The 15,613-nt window shown below is 65.8% G+C and carries 17 protein-coding genes; 10 read left to right on the forward strand and 7 right to left on the reverse strand.

Going from position 1 to position 15,613, the window contains the following annotated elements; translation table 11 throughout:
* Positions 1–71: 71 nt before the first annotated feature.
* From HCZ97_RS05555 to HCZ97_RS05565, 3 genes are all read right to left on the reverse strand, one after another.
* Complete coding sequence (locus HCZ97_RS05555) at positions 72–758, reverse strand: glutathione S-transferase (RefSeq protein WP_167687693.1); 687 nt, start codon at positions 756–758, stop codon at positions 72–74.
* 80 nt (positions 759–838) lie between these two features.
* Positions 839–1,414, reverse strand: a complete 576-nt coding sequence (locus HCZ97_RS05560) for a histidine phosphatase family protein (RefSeq protein WP_167687694.1) — start codon at positions 1,412–1,414, stop codon at positions 839–841.
* A 10-nt stretch (positions 1,415–1,424) separates the two neighbouring features.
* Complete coding sequence (locus HCZ97_RS05565) at positions 1,425–1,937, reverse strand: bifunctional adenosylcobinamide kinase/adenosylcobinamide-phosphate guanylyltransferase (RefSeq protein ID WP_167687695.1); 513 nt, start codon at positions 1,935–1,937, stop codon at positions 1,425–1,427.
* 127 nt (positions 1,938–2,064) lie between these two features.
* Between HCZ97_RS05565 and HCZ97_RS05570 the strand changes: the two genes are divergently transcribed.
* The 5 genes from HCZ97_RS05570 (at position 2,065) to HCZ97_RS05590 (ending at position 7,751) form a co-directional block, all read left to right on the forward strand.
* Positions 2,065–2,943, forward strand: a complete 879-nt coding sequence (locus tag HCZ97_RS05570; protein ID WP_167687696.1) for an RNA polymerase factor sigma-32 — start codon at positions 2,065–2,067, stop codon at positions 2,941–2,943.
* Positions 2,944–3,010: 67 nt separating this feature from the next.
* Positions 3,011–4,207, forward strand: a complete 1,197-nt coding sequence (coaBC, locus tag HCZ97_RS05575) for a bifunctional phosphopantothenoylcysteine decarboxylase/phosphopantothenate--cysteine ligase CoaBC (RefSeq protein ID WP_167687697.1) — start codon at positions 3,011–3,013, stop codon at positions 4,205–4,207.
* Positions 4,204–4,665 (forward strand): dUTP diphosphatase, encoded by a 462-nt coding sequence (gene dut / locus HCZ97_RS05580; RefSeq protein WP_167687698.1) that lies wholly within the window; start codon positions 4,204–4,206, stop codon positions 4,663–4,665. The genes coaBC and dut overlap by 4 nt, the downstream gene beginning before the upstream one ends.
* Positions 4,666–5,730: a HesA/MoeB/ThiF family protein gene (locus HCZ97_RS05585; protein WP_167687699.1), complete on the forward strand. Its 1,065-nt coding sequence runs from the start codon at positions 4,666–4,668 to the stop codon at positions 5,728–5,730. It begins immediately after the preceding gene.
* Positions 5,727–7,751 (forward strand): M3 family metallopeptidase, encoded by a 2,025-nt coding sequence (locus HCZ97_RS05590; RefSeq protein WP_167687700.1) that lies wholly within the window; start codon positions 5,727–5,729, stop codon positions 7,749–7,751. The genes HCZ97_RS05585 and HCZ97_RS05590 overlap by 4 nt, the downstream gene beginning before the upstream one ends.
* A 49-nt stretch (positions 7,752–7,800) precedes the next feature.
* On the opposite strand, the gene HCZ97_RS05595 is transcribed toward HCZ97_RS05590, so the two are convergent.
* The 4 genes from HCZ97_RS05595 to HCZ97_RS05610 all read right to left on the reverse strand — a co-directional run bounded on the left by HCZ97_RS05595 (position 7,801) and on the right by HCZ97_RS05610 (position 11,809).
* On the reverse strand, positions 7,801–9,573 hold the full coding sequence (locus HCZ97_RS05595; RefSeq protein ID WP_167687701.1) for a capsule biosynthesis protein: 1,773 nt from the start codon (positions 9,571–9,573) through the stop codon (positions 7,801–7,803).
* The gene (locus tag HCZ97_RS05600; protein WP_167687702.1) at positions 9,551–10,210 is read right to left on the reverse strand and encodes an ABC transporter ATP-binding protein; all 660 of its coding nucleotides are present in this window, start codon (positions 10,208–10,210) and stop codon (positions 9,551–9,553) included. The genes HCZ97_RS05595 and HCZ97_RS05600 overlap by 23 nt, the downstream gene beginning before the upstream one ends.
* A 226-nt stretch (positions 10,211–10,436) precedes the next feature.
* Positions 10,437–11,465 (reverse strand): permease, encoded by a 1,029-nt coding sequence (locus HCZ97_RS05605; protein ID WP_167687703.1) that lies wholly within the window; start codon positions 11,463–11,465, stop codon positions 10,437–10,439.
* A complete protein-coding gene (locus HCZ97_RS05610) occupies positions 11,462–11,809 on the reverse strand; it encodes a helix-turn-helix transcriptional regulator (protein ID WP_167687704.1) in 348 nt (115 codons plus the stop codon). Before HCZ97_RS05610 ends, HCZ97_RS05605 begins: the two co-directional genes overlap by 4 nt.
* A gap of 75 nt (positions 11,810–11,884) precedes the next feature.
* On the opposite strand from HCZ97_RS05610, the gene HCZ97_RS20435 reads away from it, so the two are divergent.
* The 5 genes from HCZ97_RS20435 (at position 11,885) to HCZ97_RS05630 (ending at position 15,580) form a co-directional block, all read left to right on the forward strand.
* Complete coding sequence (locus HCZ97_RS20435) at positions 11,885–12,034, forward strand: hypothetical protein (RefSeq protein ID WP_217701730.1); 150 nt, start codon at positions 11,885–11,887, stop codon at positions 12,032–12,034.
* Between the two features lie 74 nt (positions 12,035–12,108).
* Positions 12,109–12,702, forward strand: a complete 594-nt coding sequence (locus HCZ97_RS05615) for a uracil-DNA glycosylase family protein (protein WP_167687705.1) — start codon at positions 12,109–12,111, stop codon at positions 12,700–12,702.
* On the forward strand, positions 12,699–13,487 hold the full coding sequence (locus tag HCZ97_RS05620) for an SseB family protein (RefSeq protein ID WP_167687706.1): 789 nt from the start codon (positions 12,699–12,701) through the stop codon (positions 13,485–13,487). The genes HCZ97_RS05615 and HCZ97_RS05620 overlap by 4 nt, the downstream gene beginning before the upstream one ends.
* A gap of 118 nt (positions 13,488–13,605) precedes the next feature.
* A complete protein-coding gene (locus HCZ97_RS05625) occupies positions 13,606–14,910 on the forward strand; it encodes a lipoprotein-releasing ABC transporter permease subunit (protein WP_175581644.1) in 1,305 nt (434 codons plus the stop codon).
* A complete protein-coding gene (locus tag HCZ97_RS05630; protein ID WP_167687707.1) occupies positions 14,903–15,580 on the forward strand; it encodes an ABC transporter ATP-binding protein in 678 nt (225 codons plus the stop codon). Before HCZ97_RS05625 ends, HCZ97_RS05630 begins: the two co-directional genes overlap by 8 nt.
* The last annotated feature ends 33 nt before the right edge of the window (positions 15,581–15,613 follow it).

The raw sequence follows: 15,613 nt of genomic DNA on the forward strand, positions 1-15,613 counted from the left end.
CTGGCAGCAGGGCTGTTCTGCGCCCCGGAACCGCAGCGGGGCCGTCGAATGCGCCCTGGATCGGTCCCCGTTCACACGGGATCAGGCCAGGGCACGGTGGGCAGATCCAGGGCATAGGGCACCGGATCATAGCTGACCGTCAGCCCAAGGTCCCGCCAGCGGCGGAAGGCCGGATCGGCCAGGGTCTGGGCCACGTAGTCCGACAAGCCGGCAGAAACGGGCAACCCGTAGCCTGCGATCCTTGCGGCCAGCGGGGCATAAAAGGCATCGGCAATGGAATAGCGACCACAGAGCCAGGGGCCTGATCCGCCGTATAAATCCCGCGCACTGGCAAAGATCTCTTCCAGCCGGGCAAGATCGGCCAGCACCGCATCAGAGGGTGTGAAGCCTACGTATTGGTGAAGCAGCTGCATCGGGCAGGCCGCCCGCAAGGCCTGGAACCCGGCATGCATTTCGGCGCTCAGCCAGCGGGCCCGGGCGCGCGCTGCGGGATCCTCGGGCCAGAGTCCCGCGTCGGGATGCCGCTCTGCCAGGGTTTCCGCAATGGCCAGGCTTTCGCCGATCACCTCTCCTTCCGGCGTCACGAGCGTGGGTACCTGCCGGGCCGGGGCCAGCGCGGCCAGATCCTGCGCCATGGTCCCGGAATACAGCCCGACCATCCGCACCGTGACCGGCAGGTCGAAGACCTCGAACAGAAGCCAGCCGCGCAGGGACCAGCTGGAGAAACTGCGATCCCCAAGGTAAAGTTCGTAAGTCATTGCGGTGCTCCCGTGATCCGTTTCGGGTAGCCTAGGCCGGTTTTCTGCGCCGCGGAAATGCCGATTTCAGAGCCGCCTCATCACGGTTGGTGATTGATGTGCCGGATCGTGGCGCCGTCGCCGCCTAGGTCGATGCGGGTGACGGACAGCGGCTCGATCGGGTGGGCTAACACCTCTGTCGGGCTCATCCTGCCGAAACGCGCGACCTGGCCAAGGATAACGGCGAAATGCACCACCAGGATCAGGTCCTCTGTGCCCTCCGCCAGCCGGTCCAGCGCCGGAGAGACGCGGGCGGTCATCTGGTTCCAGCTCTCGCCGCCCGGCGCGCTGGTCTCTCCCGGCTCCGTCCAGAAGCGGCGCGACAGCTCTGGGTGGCTGGCCTCAATCTCGGGAAAGCGCTTCAGCTCCCAGTCGCCGAAATGGATCTCCCTCAGCGCGGTCTCATGGGGCAGGCGGGTCCTGCCGGGGCCGGCCAGCGCATCCGCGGTGGCCCGGCAGCGCAACAGGTCCGAGGACACGAGATGCGCCTTTTCTGGCAGATAGTCAGACAGGGCCGCCAGCCGCGCCGCATCCGATAGGTCGGCGGGTAGATCGGACCAGCCGACCATGGATTTGGCATGGGTCGGCCCGTGGCGGACAAGGAAGAGGCGCGTCATGGGCGGGCTTTCATGGCAGGGTGCCTTTCAGGATATTGGGCAGACCCGCGACCACCTGCACCACGCAATCGCACTGCCGGGCAAGCCTGATGTTGAGCCGCCCCTGCGCCTCTCTGAAGGCGCGCGCCAGGGCATTTTCGGGAACCACGCCCTGGCCGGTTTCATTGGTCACGATGACAACCGGAGCAGGGCAGGCGGCCAGCGCGGCAAGCAGGTTTTCCTGAGCCATTTCAAGGTCTGAGCCCGCCATCATGTGGTTGCTCAGCCACATGGTCGCGCAGTCGAAAAGCACGGGTTTGCGCCCCTTCAGGGCAGGGGCCGGATCCAGCGGCGCCTCTGCCAAATCCCATCCCGCGCCACGCCGCGCGACGTGGATCTCGATCTTCCTGCGCATCTCTTCGTCATGGTCCTCGCTCGTCGCCAGGTAGAGCCTTTCCGGCCCCAGTCCACAGGTCAGTTCTTCGGCAAATTCGGATTTGCCCGAGGCGGCACCGCCAAGCACGAGGATCTTGGGTGAGGACATTTTTTCGCTCCAAAATGGAACCCATGGGGGGTCTGGCGCGTATAGCTCACGGAGACCCGAAATCAAATGGCCGGGCAGCCGGCTCGCCTTGGGGAACTTCGAGAAGCCATTTTTCAGGGGGATAGCCGTGGCATTTGCGGAACCGTCAAAAAGCCATCTGACCCGCACCGCCATGAAGGCGGAGCTGCTGGATGCAGATACCGAACTCAAGCTTGCCTACGCCTGGCGCGATGACCGGGACACCGCCGCGTTGCATCGCCTGGTGACGGCCTACATGCGGCTGGCGATTTCCATGGCCGGCAAATATCGGCGCTACGGTGCGCCGATGAACGACCTTGTACAGGAAGCCGGGCTGGGCCTGATGAAGGCGGCCGACAAGTTCGATCCGGACCGGGGCGTGCGGTTTTCTACCTACGCCGTGTGGTGGATCAAGGCCTCCATCCAGGATTACGTGATGCGCAACTGGTCCATGGTGCGCACCGGCTCCACCTCTTCGCAGAAGTCGTTGTTCTTCAACATGCGCCGGGTCCAGGCGCGGCTGGAACGCGAGGCGATGGGCCGTGGCGAAACGCTTGATGGTGACCAGGTCCGCCAGCTGATCGCGACCGAAGTCGGCGTGCCCCTGCGCGACGTGGAGATGATGGAAGGCCGGCTTTCGGGCACGGATTTCTCTCTCAACGCGACGCAGTCGAGCGAAGACGAGGGCCGTGAGTGGATCGAGACGCTGGAAGATGACAGCGACGGCGCGGAAGAGATCGTGACGCGCGATCATGACCGGGTCGCCCTGCGCGGCTGGCTTGTAGGCGCCATGGCGGAGCTGAACGATCGTGAACGGATGATCGTGCGCGAGCGCAAGCTGCGCGATGCCCCCCGCACGCTGGAAAGCCTGGGCTCTGAACTTGGCCTGTCCAAGGAACGGGTGCGCCAGCTGGAAAGCGCGGCCTTTACCAAGATGCGCAAATCCCTGCAGTCCCAAGGGCTGGAGCCGGAAGCCCTGCTGCACTGAGCTTGCTTGTGCCCGCCTGCCGGGCGCTCTAGTCTCGCCCGGAAACGGGTTGCGAAAGAGGGCGACGATGCTGGCGGGCAAGCGAATTTTGCTGATCATCGGCGGCGGAATCGCCGCCTTCAAGGTCCCTCAGCTGATCCGGCTGTTGCGGGCAGAGGGCGCCGCGGTCACCCCGGTGATGACAGCCGGGGCAGGTGAGTTCGTCACCCCCCTGACCATTTCCGCCCTGGCAGGGGAAAAGGTCTACACCGATCTCTTCGACCTGACCAACGAAGCCGAGATGGGGCATATCCAGTTGTCCCGCGTCGCCGACTTGGTGGTCGTGGCCCCCGCAACCGCGGACCTGATGGCTAAGATGGCCGGCGGGCTGGCCGGTGACTTGGCGTCGACCCTGCTGCTGGCGACAGACACCCCCGTCCTTCTGGCCCCCGCGATGAACGTGCGGATGTGGCTGAACCCTGCGACCCAGCGGAACCTGGCGGCGCTCAAGGGAGATGGCGTGCTGTTCACGGGCCCGGATGACGGGGACATGGCCTGCGGCGAACACGGGCCGGGGCGGATGTCTGAACCCGAAGTGATCATGCAGGCGATCCGTGACCACCTCGGGCAGGGGCCGCTGACGGGCAAGAAGGTGCTCGTCACCTCCGGTCCCACCCATGAGCCGATTGATCCCGTGCGCTACATTGCCAACCGCTCCTCCGGGGCGCAGGGCACGGAAGTGGCCCGCGCGCTCGTGCGGCTAGGCGCAGAGGTCACCTTTGTTACGGGGCCGGCCGATGTGCCGCCCCCCGATGGCGTGATCCTGCGCCGGGTCGAGACCGCGCAGCAGATGCTAGACGCGGTGGAGGCCGCCCTTCCCGTCGATGCGGCGGTCTTTGCCGCGGCGGTGGCGGATTGGCGCGTCGCCAGCGCCTCCGGCTCGAAGATCAAAAAGCAGAATGGGGCCCTTCCGGTGCTCGAGTTCGCGGAAAACCCCGATATCCTTGCCAGTATCTCTCAGCTCTCTGACGGGCGCCCGCCGCTGGTCGTCGGCTTCGCGGCAGAGACGGATGAGGTGATTGCCCATGCCACGGCCAAGCGGCAGCGCAAGGGCTGTGACTGGATACTGGCCAATGACGTAAGCCCGGAGACGGGGATCATGGGCGGGACGGAGAACGCCGTCACGCTGATCTCTGACGAGGGGGCTGAAAGCTGGCCGCGCATGGGCAAACGCGATGTTGCCCGCAGGCTGGCCGCAAAAATCGCGGAGACCCTGACCAAATGAAACACGTTGATATCCGGATCCTTTGGGAGGACGGCGCGGACCGCTCCCTTGGGCTGCCCAGCTATGAAAGCACCGGCGCCGCAGGCGCGGACCTGCGGGCCAACCTGCCCGACAAGGCCGAGGTGACCCTGGCACCGGGGATGCGCAAGCTGATCCCGACGGGCCTGCGCCTGGCCATTCCAGAAGGCTATGAGGTGCAGATCCGCCCGCGCTCCGGCCTGGCGCTGAAACACGGGATAACCCTGCCCAATACGCCGGGCACCATCGATAGCGATTACCGCGGACCTCTGGGCATCATCCTGATGAACCTGGGCGATCAGCCCTTCATCGTCTCCCACGGGGACCGCGTTGCGCAGATGCTGGTGGCGCCGGTGTGGCAGGCCCGGTGGGAGCTGGTCGAGACGCTGGATGAAACGGCGCGCGGCGAAGGCGGGTTCGGCTCCACCGGGAAGGGCTGAATGGGCTGGGTCCTGCTCTTTGCCCTCGGGCTTTGGCTGGCAGGCGGGCGCTTCGGGGTCTCGCGGCAGGCACGCACGCTTGTCGTGGCTGGGATCTACCTTGCTGCCCTCGTCGCAACTTTGGCGCTGCCCCAGGGCGATGCCATGCGCGCCTTCCTTGGCGGCGGGCCGGCACCCTGGCTGCTGCTGGGCGGAGCGCTGCTGATCGTGCTGGGTTACCGCGCGCTGCTCTCCCGCCTGAAACGGCGGGCCGAGGGGCAAGGGAGCGCCGAAACGACACCCGAAAACGCCCCGCTTTTCGCGGATGGTGAGCGCGAACGCTACATGCGCCACATCGTCCTGCGAGAGCTTGGCGGCCCCGGCCAGCAGAAGCTGAAGCGCGCGCGGGTGCTGGTGATCGGCGCGGGGGGGCTTGGCTCTTCGGCGCTGCTTTACCTGAACGCGGCGGGCGTGGGGACCATCGGGGTGATCGATGCGGATACCGTGGACGCAACCAACCTGCAGCGGCAGGTGATCCACGGCGATGCCGATATCGGCCAGGCCAAGGTGCGCTCTGCCGCAGAGACGCTGAAGGCGCAGAACCCCTTCACGACGATCCGCCCCTATACTCGCGCCCTCACGCCGGATATCGCCGCTGACCTCTTCGCGGATTATGACCTGATCCTGGATGGCACCGACAATTTCGAGACCCGCTACCTGGCCAACCGCGCCGCCGTGGCCACCGGCAAGCCACTGATCTCCGGCGCGTTGTCGCAATGGGAAGGGCAGGTCTCGGTCTTTCATCCGGCGGCAGGAGCCCCATGTTACCAGTGCATCTTCCCCGAGGCCCCGGCAGAGGGGCTGGCCCCCTCCTGTGCCGAGGCCGGGGTGCTTTCGCCGCTGCCCGGCGTGGTCGGCTCCATCATGGCGGTCGAGGGCGTCAAGCTGCTGACCGGCGCGGGGGCCGCCCTGAAAGGCGAGATGCTGATCTATGACGCGCTCTGGGGGGAAACCCGCAAGATCGCACTGAAACCGCGTCCGGACTGCCCGGTTTGTGGCGCACATGAAGAAGAGGTGACCCGATGACCAACCCGCTGCTCTCCGATTGGGACACGCCCTTCGGCCTGCCGCCCTTCGACAAGATCACGGATGCGGATTACGCCCCCGCGCTGGACGTGGCCCTGGCCGCCCACGCGGAAGAGATCGCGGCGATCGCCGACCACCCCGATGCCCCAAGCTTTGACAACACGATCCGCGCCTACGAGGCCTCCGGCGAGCTTCTGGAAAAGGTCCTGGCGCCGTTCTACGCCCTTGCCGGTGCGGACAGCACCCCGGCACGCGAGGCGCTGCAACGCGAGTTCTCCCCCAAGCTGGCGGCGCATTTCTCTGACATCCATGCCAACAAGGCGCTCTTTGCACGCATCGCCATGCTTTGGGAAACGCGCGAAACGCTGGACCTGGATGCGGACCAGGCGCGGCTGCTCTACCTGGTGCATCGCGGCTTCGTGCGGGCCGGCGCGGCGCTTGTGGGCGAGGACGCCAAGCGCATGAAGCAGATCATGGGGCGGCTGGCAGAGCTGGGCACCCGGTTCACCCAGAACCTGCTGGCCGATGAACGCGACTGGTTCATGGAGCTGGGGGACGAGGATCTACAGGGGCTTCCGGGCTTCGTGGTGAACTCTGCCCGCGCAGCGGGGGCAGAGCGTGACACCGGCCCGGTCGTCACCCTGTCCCGCTCGCTCATCACGCCCTTCCTGCAATTCTCCGACCGGCGCGAGCTGCGCGAAAAGGCCTTTGACGCTTGGGCGGCCCGTGGCGAAATGGGCGGGGAGACCGACAACCGCGAAATCGTTGCAGAGATCCTGAAGCTGCGCGAGGAACGCGCCAAGCTGCTGGGCTACGAGAACTTCGCCGCCTTCAAGCTTGAGACGGAGATGGCCGGTACGCCCGACAAGGTGCGCGAGCTGTTGATGGCCGTCTGGGAACCCGCCCGTGCCGCCGCGCTGGAAGACCAGGCCGCCATGCAGGAGATGCTGGCAGCCGATGGTCACAACGGGGCCTTCAAACCCTGGGACTGGCGTTACTACGCAGAGAAGCGGCGCAAGATCCTGCATGATTTCGACGACACCGCGCTGAAGCCCTACCTGCAGCTTGACCGGACGATCGAAGCGGCCTTTGACTGTGCGCACAGGCTTTTCGGACTTGAGTTCAAACCGGTGGAGGTGCCGGGCTACCATCCCGATTGCCGCCACTGGGAGGTGACGCGCAACGGTGAGCACCTGGCGCTGTTCATCGGGGATTACTTTGCCCGTGGCTCCAAGCGGTCCGGGGCCTGGTGTTCCGCCATCCGCAGCCAGGCGCACCAGCCCAAGGAGCAGTCGCCCATCGTGGTCAATGTCTGCAACTTCTCCAAACCTGCTGTCGGAGAACCCGCGCTGCTGTCCTATGATGACGCGCGCACGCTCTTCCACGAGTTCGGCCATGCGCTGCACCAGATGCTGTCGGATGTGACTTGGGAGCGTGTCTCCGGCACCTCCGTCAGCCGCGATTTCGTGGAGCTGCCCAGCCAGCTTTACGAACACTGGCTGGAAGTGCCGCAGGTGCTTGAAAAATACGCCACCCACGTGGAGACCGGCGCGCCGATGCCGAAGGAGATGCTGGACAAGGTGCTGGGTGCGGCGACCTTCGACATGGGCTTCTCTACGGTCGAATACGTCGCCTCCGCCCTGGTGGATCTTGAATTCCACGATGGCCCGGCCCCAGCCGATCCCATGGCGAAACAGGCAGAGGTGCTGACCGCACTCGGCATGCCCGAAGCCATCGTCATGCGCCACGCCACGCCGCATTTCGCGCATGTCTTTTCCGGCGACGGCTATTCGTCGGGCTATTACAGCTACATGTGGTCCGAGGTCATGGACGCCGATGCATTCGAGGCCTTCAAGGAAGCCGGCAGCGCCTTCGATCCGGAGACCGCGAAATCCCTTGAGGAAAACATCCTGTCCAAGGGTGGCTCCGTCGAGGCGGAAGAGCTTTACACGCGCTTCCGCGGCCGGATGCCGGGCGTGGATGCGCTGCTGAAGGGCAGAGGGCTGATCGCCGCCGAGTGATCCCGGCGGTCAATCGTTTCGGAAAGGGCGGGCGCAGAGCCCGCCCTTTTCAGTTGGACACCTGCTCTTTCAGGATCGCGCTGGTCAGGGAGATCATCAGGTAGACCCCGGACATGATGAAAAGCACCAGGATCGTGTTCTCGAAGGCGCGGGGATAGCTGGGATCTTCCGGCGCGACGGGCCGGACAGAGGTGGTCAGGTAACGGACCTGCCGGTTCGCTTCCATCTCGGCCTGTTTCTGGTTTTCCAGGGCAGCCTGCAGGAAGAGGTCCGTCGTGGCCAGGTCCGCCTGGGCCATCCTGACCTCGGCTGTCTTGGCGGCCAGGGAATTGTCGTCTGCCTGCGCCTGGGTCATCCTGGTGGTGAGATCCTCCACCACCTGTTCAAGGCGCGCGATCTCGCCTTCCACGCCATCCACCCGCGCCTGGTTCGGGCGGGCGTTGGCATTCAGAGAGGACAGCTCAAGCTTCTTGTCCTGCAGCTGCAGCTCGTAATTGCTGATCTGCGTGCGCAGCGACGCGATGACCGCATCGGGGTCCACGATCGTGCCTTCCTGCAGCTCGACCAGCCTATGCTGGGCCGCGCGGCGATCTGCCTTGGCCCGCTCAAGGGACACCCGCGCGGCCTGCATCGCATCCTCGCGCTTGCGCCGCGACAGGTCGTCGACCCGCTCTTCCGCGTATTGGATCAGTTGGGTTGAAAACAGCGCGGCCAGGGCGGGATCCGCGGCCATGGTTTCCATCCGCAACACCCCCTCGCTGGGGTCGTAGCCGATCTTCACGTAGCGCTTGTAGGTCTTGTAGACCTGTTCGATGGAGGCATCGCCCTGAAGGCGCTGGATCGGGTCGATCCAATCCTGCGTGAAGTGTTCCTCGAACCCGACATCGGCATCCAGCCGCAGCATCGCGTCCTTGGACTGCAGGTAGGATTGCACGGCGATGGAATCCTGGTTCGTGGCGAACTGCGTGCCAGAGAACAGGCTGCTCACGCTCGTGCCCGCGCCATCGGCCTGCAGGATCAGGAACTCCGACTTGGTCGAATACATCGGCGTGGCAACGAAGTAATAGTAATAGCCGGCCAGCAGAGTCGGCAGGAACACGAAGAAGGAAAGCCGGGTCAGAAGTTGCAGCGTCTTGCGCCGCCGCCGCCGCGCGATATCGCGCTGCATCGACATGATCTCTTTCTGGCGGCGCTCAGAGGAACTGGCAGGCGGCGGGCTGAACTGCGACGGGTTCCTGGTCTTCCCCCGCAAGGCCTCGGGCAGGTGGGGTTCGTCCTCCTCACCCTCTTTGCCGCTGCGGGCCTTGATGTCGGGCAGGAAGGACCGCTCGAACGGGTCCTTGTCGAAGGGATCGATCCCGCGCGCCAGCAGGATGCGCAGGGATTCCTGGTCCGTCTCTGCCTCTACCCCGTTTTTCTGCGCGACCCGGCGCAAGACGCGCAACTGGCGAGAGGACAGGTTGTCCGCGCTGTAGCTGTGCGGTGCGGCCTGGGGGGATGCGCTTGCGGGGGCTTCGGCCTCTTTCGCCGGGTCGGCGGATATAGGGGCAGGGGGCGGCGTGTCCTCCTGCGCGCGCGCATCGCGCTTGGCCCGGCGGGGCAGGGTCAGCTCATCCGGCTCATAGGCAACCACCGCCGCCTCGGGGGGCGTGCTGGCCGCCTCGGGTGCGGCGGCGGGCGCGGGCTCCGCCGGGGGCGGCACTGCAACCGTGCTGCGCGTGGCCGGGCCGATCTCCTTCTCCGGATCCCAGCCGTCCGGCATCGCCCCGACCGGTCCCGTCGTCCGGATGCGGAAACGTTTAGCCTTGGGATTCGTAGTCATACATCCGCTTCGCTTCTTCCAGGGTGTCGAACATGTAGAGTTGCCCGTCTCTCAGCACCGCGGCTTCCCGTGCGAAACGGGCCAGCACGGCGGGTTGGTGGGACACGATCACGATGGTCGTTTCCGCCAGCCGTTCGCGCAGGATCTCCCCAGCCTTCCGGTTGAACTCCACATCGGTAGAGCTCGGCATCCCTTCGTCGATCAGATAAATGTCAAAGTCCAGCGCCAGCATCAGGGCAAAGCTGAACCGCGCCCGCATGCCTGACGAATAGGTGCCGATGGGCTGGTCGAAATATTCCCCCAGCCCGCAGATCCAGCGGCAGTAGGCCTCGATGTAATCGGGGTCCAGCCCGTAGAGCCGCGCGATGTAGCGCGAGTTCTCCATGGCGGAGTGGCGCTTGATCACGCCGCCCATGTAGCCCAGCGGGAAGGAGATCCGGCATTCCCGGCGGATTTCCCCCTCATCGGGCTTTTCCAGCCCGGCCATCATGTTGATGAGCGTGGTCTTCCCCGTCCCGTTCGGGGCCAGGATGCCCAGAGAACGGCCCAGTTCAACCCGGAAGGATACCCGGTCAAGGATCACCTTGCGGTGGCTGCCAGTCCAGAAAGACTTGCTGACATTCTCGAATTCGAGCATCCGCGCTCCGAACCTGCTGACCGCTACTTAAAGGAGCCTGGTTACGGCTTCGTTGAGCCATCCGAGCGAGTATGCCGGATTTTCTATGTTGGGCCAATGGGCTGACGCGAAATTCTTGGTCGCAAGACAACCGACGCAGGGGCACCCGGGTGCTCCGCTTATCGGGTCCCTTCATGCACGCTGCGAAAGGGCGCAGGGCGGGGCCGGTTTACCCGCCCCGCCGCCGTCAGACCCAGAGAGCCCAGGCCATGCCGGCCAGCATCGCGCCCAGTATGGCCAGCCCAAGGTAGGCCACGAAGACCCTTGGCTTGACCAGCGCCCAGACCGCCACCGCCGCCGGGATGCAGCTGACGCCCCCCGCGATGATAAAGGACATGGCTGCACCCGGCGCCATCCCCTGCTGCATCAGCCCGCCCACCAGCGGAATCGCCGCATAGCCGTTCAGATAGGCTGGGGCGCCCACGATGGCCCCCAGAAGAATCGGCCCGATCCCTTCGCCCCCCAGGACAGAGGCAATCCATTCCGCCGGCAGGTATTCCAGCATCACGGCCTCAAGCAGGTAGGCTAGAAGCAGCCATTTGCCCAAAAACAGCAGGTTCTCCAGCGTGGTCTCACGGAAGGTCGCGCGCCGCTCGGCATCGGACCAGAAGCGCCAATTCGGCGCGCCCTGGAAGGGTTTCTTCACGCCGCAGCAGCCACCCACGCTGGCCCGTTCCCGCAGCGGATCGGCGAAGACGGGCGAGCGTTTCAGAACCATGACGACAGCCCCGCCGAACAACCCCAGCCCGATGGCCGCGATCGTCTTGGCCACGGCGAACTCAAGCCCCAGCGTTCCCGCGGTGATGGAGAACATCGCCGGATCCATCAGCGGAGAGCTCAGCCAGAAGGCCATGACCGCGGACAGCGGCGCGCCGACAGCCAGAAGGGCGGCGATGAAGGGGATGACCTGGCAGGAACAGAAGGGCGACAGCCCGCCCAGCAGGGCCGCCATCAGGATCATCCGCGCCTCGTTGCCTTCGAAGGCTTTCGCCAGCAGCGACTCCGCGCCGGTGGCCTTCATGAAACCGATTGCGATCACGGCAAAAAGGATGAAGGGCAGGGTGCCCCAGAAGGCTTCTCCGGCAAAGACGACAGAGGGGCGCAGCTGCGCCGGATCTGCAAGGGCGATGGCGCAAAGGACCAGGGCGATGGCAACCCAGGCACCGTCCAGATGTGCCCGCAGGCCCCGGTAGCCTGTCATCAGCATCTGGGTCATCGGGTCTCTCCTGGCGGGACATGAGCGCAGCCGGGCGCATCGGCGCAGCAGTTTTCCAGCAGGAAATAGGCCAGGCCCTTCAGGTCATCATAGGCCACGGCGGCACAGATGATGCTGCGGCCCTGCTTTTCCTGCGCCACCAGCCCGGCCTGCGACAGGATCCTGACGTGGTGAGTCAGGGTGGAGCCGCCGATCCCGGTCCGCTCCCCCAGCTCTCCGATCCGCAGGCCCTCCGGACCGGCACGCACCAGCGTGCGCAGCACCAGCAGCCGCTGCTCTGATCCAAGCGCCGCAAAGCGGGATGCAGTGACGGCCAGGGCATCCTCCAGTCTGTGTTCCAGCATCGCGGCACCCTCTGAACGTTTCGATGATTCTAGAAATATCGGATTGCCATATTGACGCAAGGTTTATTTCGATAGATGTCGAAGTATCTCGAAGCGACAGGCCGGATGGACGGCCCCGGCGATGCCTTCGCTCAGACCACGCGCTGTTTCGAGATTATCCAGGCCGCGCCCCGTAAAGACGATCACGGCGATCCCCCGCTTCGTGACCCCCGACAGGCTGGATGAAATCAAAGTGGAGACCGTCCTCCCCTGACGCTTTCCGATTTGACCCGCGCGGGCGGCGATCCCAGATAAAGGGCATGGACAGCTTGCCCGACCTTCTGCCCCGGCTTCGCGCCTGCACGCTCTGTGCCGATCGCTTCGCCGCCACCCGCACCCGGCACCGGCCCGCGCCCGTGGTCTGGCTGGACCCGCGCGCCCGCATCCTCATCGCCGGGCAGGCCCCCGGCTTGCAGGCACATGAAAAGCAGCGCCCCTTCGATGACCGCTCCGGCGACCGGCTGCGCGACTGGATGGGCGTCACCCGGGACGAGTTCTACGATCTGTCACGCATGGCCTTCCTGCCCTCGGCCTTCTGCTTTCCGGGCTATGATGCGAAAGGCTCTGACCTGCCGCCGCCCCCGATCTGTGCGCGCACCTGGGCCGCGCCGGTGCTCGACGGACTGCCCAACCTGCGCCTGCGCCTGCTGATCGGCGGCTACGCCCAGAAGATCCACCTTGGCAGCAAGACCACCCTGACAGAGACGGTTTCCCGCTGGCGCGAGGCCCCGCCGGGGACGATCCCCTTGCCTCATCCCTCCTGGCGCAATACGGCATGGTTGCGCCGCAATCTCTGGTTCGAGACCGACCTCCTGCCGGTGTTGCGCACCAAGGTACGAAAGGCACTGGAATGAACGAAGCAACCCCTCTCGACCTGGCCCATGCCGCCATGGAAGCCGCGCCTGAAGATGATGCCACGCGCCTGCGCTTCTACGAGCGCCTCGCGGATTCGGAGCTTTTCCTGCTGCTGGAGGACGAAGCCGAAGGGGGAAACGCCACGCCCCGCATCTTCCCGGTGCAAGAGGACAACTTCGTCCTGCTGTTTGACCGTGAAGAACGCCTGGCGGATTTCACCGGTGCGCCGGCGCCCTATGCCGCCCTCTCTGGCCGTGTCGTGGTCGAACAACTGACGGGGCAGGGCGTGGGCCTTGCGGTCAATCTTGAAACCCCTTCCGCCATTCTGATTCCGCCGGACGCCGTGAGCTGGCTGGCCGAAACCATCGCCCATGCCCCTGCGGAGGTGGAAGAGCGGATCGCGGCCTTCCATGCTCCCCGCGGCCTGCCAGAGGCCCTGATCGCGGCGCTCGACGCCAAGCTCGCCACGGCCCAGGGCCTGGCCGATTGCGCCTTCCTGGCCGCCACGGAAACCGAAAGCGGCACGCGCGGCCATATCCTGGCCTTCATGGATGCCCGCCCCGGTGCCGAAACCGCCCTTGCGAAAGCGGCGTCAGAGGCGCTGACATTCTCCGGGATCGAGGCCGGCGCACTCGACGTCGGCTTTTTCCGCGCCAGTGACGCGGCGGCCGGCGCCCTGGCAAAGGCCGGGCTTCGCTTCGATCTGCCGGAGGCCCCGGAAGCCCGCCCCGTGGACCGTCCCGCCCCCGGCAGCGATCCGCAGAAGCCTCCGATCCTGCGCTGATCCTTCTTCTTGCCGATAAACTCCCGCCGGAGGCATGCGCCGGTGCCGCTGACGTGACCCCTCCCGGCCTTGACGGACCTCTCCGCCCGCGCCACCTTCGCGACCAACAAGACAGGACATGACCTTGAGCAGATCCGCGCCCCCCTTCGCGCCCTTCGAATGGATGATCGCCTGGCGCTACCTGCGCGCACGCCGGGCCGAGGGCGGGGTCTCCACCATGACCTGGATCTCCCTGATCGGCATCGCCCTGGCGGTCTTCGCCCTGATTGCCACCCTGTCGGTCCGCGCCGGTTTCCGGGCGGAGTTCGTGGATACGATCCTGGGCGCCAATGCCCATGTCACCGTCTATTCCCAGCCCCACCAGGCAGAGGTCGGGGGCTACGTGCGCACCATCACGGATTACACCGAGATGGCCGAGCGGATCGCGACCGTCCCCGGCGTGACCCATGCCGCACCCCTGATCAAGGGCCAGGTCATGGCCTCGGGCAATGAACGCAATTCCGGGGTAGAGGTCTTCGGAATCACCGCCGAGGACCTGGCGGACCTGCCCCGTATCGCCAACCCCGAACAGAGCTTCGGCGATATCTCCCGCTTTGGCGAGGGCGTGGCCATCGGCTCCGGCGTGGCGCGGGAACTGGGTCTCAGCGTGGGCGACCAGCTGCGCCTGATCTCGCCGGACGGGGTCAAGACGGCCTTCGGCACTTCGCCCCGGGTCAACGCCTATGAGATCACCTATGTCTTCACGGCCGGGCGCTATGACATCGACCGCACCCGCGTCTACCTGCCCTTCCAGGAGGCCCAGTCCTACTTCAACCGCGAAGGCACCGCCGATGAGATCGAGGTGATGGTGGAAAGCCCGGAGGCCGTCGATACCATGGTCCCCGCGATCCTGGCGGCGGCGGATGGCGACGGCCCGCCGCTGGCCCTGGCCTGGACCTGGCGGGATGCCTCCGGCAGCTTCCTGCGCGCGTTGGACATGGAGGACAACGTGATGTTCGTCATCCTCTCCGTGCTGGTGCTCATCGCCTCCATGAACATCGTCTCCGGGCTGATCATGCTGGTGAAGAACAAGGGCCGCGACATCGGCATCCTGCGCACCATGGGCCTGTCGGAGGGCTCGGTGCTGCGCATCTTCTTCCTCTGCGGCGCCTCCACGGGGATCATCGGCACCATTGCCGGGGTGATCCTGGGCTGCCTCTTCACCATCTACATCGACCCGATCTTCGCCGTGGTGAACTGGGTCTCCGGGGGCGGCGTCTGGGATCCCTCGATCCGCGGGCTTTACGAGCTGCCGGCGAAACTGCAGGCGGGGGATGTGATCTCTGCCATCTCGCTGTCGCTCTTCCTGTCCTTTGTCGTCACCATTTTCCCGGCCCGGCGCGCGGCACGGATGAACCCGGTGGAGGCCCTGCGCTATGAATGACACCGTCCTGTCGCTTCAGACCCTGTCCAAGGGCTATAACCACGGCAAGCCGAACGAGATCCGCGTGCTGCGCGAGGCCTCGCTTGACCTGCAGCGCGGAGAAGTCGTGGCCCTGGTCGCGCCCTCCGGCTCCGGCAAGTCCACCCTGCTGCATATCGCGGGGCTGCTCGACCAGGCAGACAGCGGCACCGTCCGGATCGAAGGGGCGCAGATGACCGGCCTGTCGGACCGGGCCCGCACCGCGATCCGCCGCGACAAGGTCGGCTTCGTCTATCAGTTCCACCACCTGCTGCCCGAGTTCACGGCGGCAGAGAACATCGTCCTGCCGCAACTGGCCGCCGGGAAGTCGCGCAAGGCGGCAGAGGCGCGCGCGGCAGAGCTTCTGGCCCGCGTCGGACTTTCCGATCGCGTGTCCCACCGCCCGGCAGAGATGTCGGGGGGCGAACAGCAACGGGTGGCCTTCTGCCGGGCGCTGGCCAATGGTCCCGCGCTGCTGCTGGCGGATGAGCCGACGGGCAACCTAGATCCGGTCACCTCGGATACCGTCTTCGGGGCACTGATGGCCCTGGTGCGCGAAACCGGCCTCTCGGCGCTCATCGCCACGCACAACCTGGAGCTCGCAGGGCGCATGGACCGCATCCTGCGGCTGGACAACGGCGCGCTGGCCTAGGTCTTCGCAGGCTTCCGGCAAAGGAAAAGGCCC

Origin of the sequence: Pseudooceanicola sp. HF7, assembly GCF_011806405.1 — a bacterium.
Taxonomy (GTDB): Bacteria; Pseudomonadota; Alphaproteobacteria; order Rhodobacterales; family Rhodobacteraceae; genus Pseudooceanicola.